At 52.2% G+C, this 6,069-nt stretch carries 5 protein-coding genes and 1 tRNA gene; 4 read left to right on the top strand and 2 right to left on the bottom strand.

The genetic code is table 11. The features are described from left to right. The first annotated feature begins 162 nt into the window (after nt 1-162). A tRNA-Asp gene (locus AC2FC2_RS11660) sits at nt 163-239 on the top strand. A gap of 294 nt (nt 240-533) precedes the next feature. Continuing rightward, nucleotides 534-1,337, top strand: a complete 804-nt coding sequence (dkgB, locus tag AC2FC2_RS11655; protein WP_490659247.1) for a 2,5-didehydrogluconate reductase DkgB — start codon at nt 534-536, stop codon at nt 1,335-1,337. A 42-nt stretch (nt 1,338-1,379) separates the two neighbouring features. Here dkgB and yafC read toward each other — a convergent pair whose 3' ends face one another. Further along, nucleotides 1,380-2,267: a DNA-binding transcriptional regulator YafC gene (gene yafC / locus AC2FC2_RS11650; RefSeq protein WP_490659246.1), complete on the bottom strand. Its 888-nt coding sequence runs from the start codon at nt 2,265-2,267 to the stop codon at nt 1,380-1,382. 105 nt (nt 2,268-2,372) lie between these two features. Between yafC and AC2FC2_RS11645 the strand changes: the two genes are divergently transcribed. Further along, nucleotides 2,373-3,548, top strand: coding sequence for an MFS transporter (locus AC2FC2_RS11645; RefSeq protein WP_490659245.1), 1,176 nt, complete (start codon nt 2,373-2,375; stop codon nt 3,546-3,548). Nucleotides 3,549-3,782: 234 nt separating this feature from the next. Next, on the top strand, nt 3,783-4,577 hold the full coding sequence (locus AC2FC2_RS11640; RefSeq protein ID WP_490659244.1) for an endonuclease/exonuclease/phosphatase family protein: 795 nt from the start codon (nt 3,783-3,785) through the stop codon (nt 4,575-4,577). Between the two features lie 64 nt (nt 4,578-4,641). On the opposite strand, the gene mltD is transcribed toward AC2FC2_RS11640, so the two are convergent. Continuing rightward, complete coding sequence (gene mltD / locus AC2FC2_RS11635) at nt 4,642-6,030, bottom strand: murein transglycosylase D (protein ID WP_209636928.1); 1,389 nt, start codon at nt 6,028-6,030, stop codon at nt 4,642-4,644. Nucleotides 6,031-6,069: the final 39 nt, after the last annotated feature.

The following is a 6,069-nucleotide window of genomic DNA, read 5'->3' as shown; positions in this document are numbered from 1 at the left end:
AAGTGAAACGCCGTAGCGCCGATGGTAGTGTGGGGTCTCCCCATGCGAGAGTAGGACACTGCCAGGCATCAATTAAACGTTATCGGTTTGACACCCGGTAATGAGCAGAATCGCCAAGTGCGGTTTTGCCCACATCGACAGATGTGACGTGAAAGAACCGGTGGAGCGGTAGTTCAGTTGGTTAGAATACCTGCCTGTCACGCAGGGGGTCGCGGGTTCGAGCCCCGTCCGTTCCGCCACTAATTGATAAGCCCTGAGTCTATGACTCAGGGCTTTTTCATATGCAAAATCCAAAGAAACATAATATTTCTGCATGATTTATGTGGTGAAACCCTGTTTTTATAAAGATTTATCTAAATAAATGCCGATATAAAGAACACTATGCCCGGCAGTATTATCTCTGCCGGGTTAATGCTTCGGCAATTGTTGCTGTTTAATCAAAAGTCTTATGCACAATAGGGCGTTTTTGATCAACAAAACAGTTGCCATAATCCTCTCATATCGTTTCAACATCCTAATGAGAGAATAAAATTATGAGCATCCCTGCATTTGGTTTAGGTACCTTTCGTCTTCAGGATCAGGTTGTGATCGACTCGGTCACTAGCGCACTTGAGCTGGGGTACCGCGTTATCGATACTGCGCAGATCTACGAAAACGAAGCGGCGGTAGGCCAGGCGATTGCCGCCAGCGGTGTTCCGCGTGACGAGCTGTTCATCACCACCAAGATCTGGATCGCCAATCTGGCTAAGGGCAAGCTGATCCCAAGCCTGCAAGAAAGCCTGGCAAAGCTGCAAACGTCCTATGTTGATTTAACCTTAATCCACTGGCCTTCGCCGAATGATGAGGTCTCTGTCGCAGAGTTTATGGCTGAGTTAGCCGAGGCCAAAGCGCTGGGCCTGACGCGCCAGATTGGTGTGTCCAACTTCACTCTGGATCTGATGCAGCAGGCGATTGACGCCGTGGGGAGCGATCAGATCGCCACAAATCAGATTGAGCTTTCACCTTACCTGCAGAACCGCAAAGTTGTGGCGTTTGCCCAACAGCATGGCATTGCTATTACTTCCTACATGACGCTGGCATATGGCAAAGCATTGCAGGATGAGACAATCAAGGCGATCGCGGCACGCCACAATGCTACCCCGGCACAGGTCATTCTGGCTTGGGCGCTACAGCAGGGGTACGCGGTGATTCCTTCATCAACCAAACGTGAAAACCTGGCGAGCAACCTGCTGGCGCAACAGTTGACGCTGACTGCCGAGGACATGGCGGAGATCGCCACGTTGGAAAATAATGGCCGTTTGGTCAGCCCGGAAGGCTTGGCACCGAACTGGGATTGATTTAACACCATACGCATCAAGGCGCCCTAATGGGCGCCTTTTTTATTGCGCCAGACGCTCACTGATAAAATCGATAAAGCTGCGCAGGCGGTTGCTGACGGCGCTGTCGCTGTAATACACCGCATTGATCGGCATCGCGACCGGCAGGGTCTCTTTCACCAGGATTGGCACCAGATCGCCGCGTTTGATATCGGCATGAGTCATAAAGTCCGACAGGCAGGCAATGCCGTTACCGTGCAGGATCAGATGGCGCTGGGTTTCACCGCTGTTGGTGGTCAGACTCGGCGTAATTTCTAGCTGTCGACCGTCGGCGCAAGCGAGCGGCCAGCGGTTCAGGCTGGGCAGGTCGTTAAAACCTATGCAGCAGTGCTGCGCCAGATCCTCTACGGATTGTGGCGTGCCGTGTTGCGCTAAATAGGCAGGGGAGGCCAGTATGTGCCGATAGCTGGTCATCAGTTTACGTGCTTTCAGGCTGGAGTCGGTCAATTCGCCGACGCGAATAGCAATATCTACCTTACGTTCTATAAGATTGATAAAGTTTTCTGAGGACACCAGCGACAAGGACATTTCCGGGTAGAGCGCCCGAAACTCAGCCACCAACGGCGTTAATACGTGTAACACCACCGGTGTTGCGGCATCAACGCGCAGTAACCCTTGAGGGCGCTGGCGGCTTTCCATTAAGGCGTTTTCTGCCGCAGCCATATCACTCAGTACCTTCTGCACCTGGCGGAAATAGTTTTCCCCTTCCTGCGTCAGGCTGATCTGGCGCGTAGTGCGATTGAGCAACGTGACGCCCAGCTTGGTCTCCAGCTTCTTGACCGTACGACTGACGACCGAGTTAGCTTGGTCCAGCCGCTCCGCCGCTCGGCTGAAACTGCCGCTTTCAACCACGGTAACGAAGGTGATGAGCTCATCCGAGTTCGCTTTCACTATTGCTCCTTTGGCAAAATTAATTTGATATTTTGAGCATTTTTATCATTTAAGCACGGGCCGATAATAGCCGTCATCAACTGGAACGCTATTTGGAGTAAAAAGATGCCTTTCGCATTACTTGCATTGACCATCAGTGCCTTTGCTATCGGCACGACGGAGTTCGTGATTGTTGGGTTAATCCCGACGATTGCAGAACAACTTGGGGTGACAGTCCCTTCTGCCGGACTGTTAGTGACTATTTACGCTATCGGTGTGGCCATTGGTGCGCCGGTCCTGACGGCATTAACGGGTCGGGTTCCGCGCAAGCTGTTGCTGATCAGCCTGATGGTGTTGTTTACCTTGGGTAACTTATTGGCCTGGCAGTCACCAAGCTATGAGTCGCTGGTGGTGGCACGTCTGCTGACGGGGCTGGCTCATGGGGTGTTTTTCTCCATTGGTTCCACTATTGCCACCAGCCTGGTGGCGAAAGAGAAAGCGGCGTCGGCGATTGCCATCATGTTTGGTGGCCTGACTGTCGCGCTGGTGACCGGGGTGCCGTTGGGGACTTTTATCGGTCAGCACTTTGGTTGGCGTGAAACCTTCCTGACAGTGTCGTTGATCGGTGTGATTGCGACCATCGCCAGCATTATTCTGGTGCCAAACACGATTAAAAATCAGGCCAGTGCCAGTATTGGTGAGCAGTTTAAAGTACTGACCCATCCGCGCCTGCTGCTGATTTACGCGATTACTGCATTGGGTTACGGCGGTGTGTTCACAACCTTTACCTTCCTGGCGCCAATGATGCAGGAACTGGCGGGCTTTTCCGCACCGGCGGTCAGTTGGATCCTGCTGGCCTACGGTATTGCAGTGGCGATGGGCAATATTTGGGGGGGCAAACTGGCGGATCGACACGGGGCGGTGCGCGCACTCAGCTTTATTTTTGCCGCACTGGCCGCGTTGCTGTTGGTGTTTCAGTTCACCGCTAGCCACAGCGTTGCTGCGTTGATGACGGTGATCGTGATGGGCGTATTTGCCTTTGGTAACGTTCCTGGCCTACAGGTGTATGTCGTGCAGAAGGCAGAGCAGTACACGCCAAATGCCGTGGATGTTGCTTCCGGTCTGAATATCGCGGCCTTTAACGTGGGTATTGCACTGGGTTCGGTGATTGGCGGCCAAACAGTCGCAAGCCTGGGATTGGCGCAAACGCCGTGGATAGGTGCGCTGATTGTGTTGGCGGCACTGTTACTGGTTGGCATTAGCGGACGCTTGGATAAGAAATACCGGCAGCAACTGGCCTGATCCCCCTTTCCATGGCCCGCATTTTGCGGGCCTTTTTGCATTTATGCTTCACCGTCACCAACCTTTACACACATATACTGTCAGAAGATTGAATTCCCCGCCTTACGCCCCTATAACTGAAAAGGGTATGCCCCGTAAAAGCCATGCCGTCATGTCAGGGCAGGCGTATAATCGAATTATTGTTGGCGGGAATGTCACCGCCAGTTTCATCCTAATGGGAAATAGGCGAATAGCGTGCCGAAACGAACTTATGCAATGAGGTATGTTGCAGGCCAGCCAGTTGAGCGAATTTTCCCTGGCGCCATTAATCAACCGCTGCCACCCGGGGCTGCATTGCCCACATCTGGTGCGTTACGGGTGATGGTGTGGAATATCTTTAAACAGCAACGGGCAGATTGGCTTTCGGTGCTGGAAAGTTATGGTAAGGATGCGCAACTGGTACTGTTGCAGGAAGCGCAAACGACGCCTGAACTGGTGAGTTTTGCCACCTCAAATTATCTGGCTGCCGATCAGGTTCCTGCTTTTGTGTTGCCACAGCACCCGTCCGGTGTAATGACGCTGGCGGCGGCGCATCCGGTCTATTGTTGCCCGTTGCGCGAGCGTGAACCCCTGCTGCGATTAGCCAAGTCGGCGTTGATCACCGTCTATCCGTTATTTAATGGCCAGCTATTGATGGTCGTGAATATCCATGCGGTGAACTTCAGCCTGGGTGTGGACGTTTATAGCAAGCAACTGGGGCCGATAGGTGAACAAATTGCCAATCATCATGGACCGGTCATCATGGCCGGTGATTTTAATGCCTGGAGCCGTAAACGTATTAATGCGCTGTACCAGTTTGCCAGTGATATGGCATTGCGTGAGGTGAGCTTCACGGATGATCACCGCCGTAAGGCCTTTGGGCGTCCGTTAGACTTTGTATTTTATCGCAATATGGGTGTGGCTGAGGCTTCGGTGCTGGTGACCAGTGCGTCGGATCATAACCCGCTACTGGTGGAGTTTCATCCTGAAGCCGATAAACCGCACTGGTAGGGCAGGGCCCAATATTCAGACAATAAAAAAGCACCCCGAAGGGTGCTTTTTTTGTGCCGGAAATTTAGGTGTCCGGCGACGTTTTATCGCTGACAAACAAGGTCAATTTCAGACCTGGTTGCAGACTGTTGTTGGCTTTTGCAAGCGTTGAGTTCCAACGCATCACGTCGTTAATATCGACGCCGTGACGACGTGCAATACTGGCGAGCGAATCACCTTTACGAACCTGATAGGTGATACTGCTGTTATTGCCAGTGTTGCTGGCCACTTGCAGGGTTTGCCCAACTTTTAAGGTGCTCTTGGCACGTAAGTTGTTCCAACTCTGCAAATCGCTGGACTTAATGTTCAACCGTTTTGCGATGCCCGATACCGTGTCGCCGGAGCGCACTTTATACGAACTTCCGCCTGTCAAACCGCTGTTCTTTGCCAACTGGGTTGTTGGCTGAGTCACTGCGATTTGGCCGTCGGCCAACGAGTCTTTCAGCTGATCGGCATGGCCTTTGGGAACCATAATGTAATGGGGCCCGTTGGGTGCCGTAACGCCTTTTTTGTAGCCTGGGTTGTAAGCTTTCATCTTGGTAAGTGAAAGCCCAGCCATCTCAGCCGCCTGAGTTAACTGTATCTGCTGCCCAACATCAATACGCGCCAGTGCACGGGTGTTATCAGTCTTAGGTAGATTGATACCGTACTTCTTGCTGTTTTTAATGATGTCGCTCAGTGCCAGCATTTTCGGGACATAGATTGACGTTTCACGTGGAAGCGACAATGCCCAGAAATTGGTTGGCTTACCCTGGCGCTTATTCGCCTTAACCGCCTGCATGACACGGCCTTCACCACTGTTATAAGCGGCAATGGTCAGTAACCAGTCACCGTTAAACATGCGGTTCAAATACTGCATCATATCAAGCGCAGCGGTCGTCGAGGCTACAACATCGCGTCGCCCGTCATACCACTGATTGTTTTTCAAACCATAATTCCGACCCGTTTGCGGCACGATTTGCCATAGCCCTGCGGCGTTGGCATTTGACGTGGCGTGTGGGTCAAAAGCGCTCTCCACTATGGGTAGCAGTACCAGTTCCATCGGCATATTACGTTTCTTAATCTGCCCGACTATCCAGTACATGTACGGCTCTGCCCGTAATGTTACATCGTGGAGATAGCTCTTACTTTTTAGGTACTTTCTTTTTTGATCACGGATCCGGGAATTTTCCGGAACCTCCATCTTCAGCTCGTCGCTAATGAAGTTCCACAGGTTCTGTTGCGCGGCACCACTATTGTTATCTAGCCACCGCGCCGAGCTCGCTCGACCATTCGCTGTGTACTCTCCTGCTTCACCATCTTGACCTGCCGAAGACAAACTCTGTGCATGCTGTTCTGGGGCCGGTGCGTCCTGCCTGGACGACTGGCACCCCACTAGCAAGACTGAGGCGAGAAATATCGCTTTAGCCTTCATGTGTGTGTCAATGTAGTTGCTTAAAAGACGAGCAATCAT

The organism is Serratia sp. CoH_122_TC_1 (genome assembly GCF_058191755.1).
The sequence above is the reverse complement of the archived record's forward strand: the minus strand, read 5'-3'. Positions and strand labels throughout refer to the sequence as shown.

Bases quoted from the DNA above. Each gene is read 5' to 3' on its own strand.
- dkgB (WP_490659247.1), top strand. From the start codon at position 534: ATGAGCATCCCTGCATTTGGTTTAGGTACCTTTCGTCTTCAGGATCAG.
- AC2FC2_RS11645 (WP_490659245.1), top strand. From the start codon at position 2,373: ATGCCTTTCGCATTACTTGCATTGACCATCAGTGCCTTTGCTATCGGC.
- mltD (WP_209636928.1), bottom strand. From the start codon at position 6,030: ATGAAGGCTAAAGCGATATTTCTCGCCTCAGTCTTGCTAGTGGGGTGC.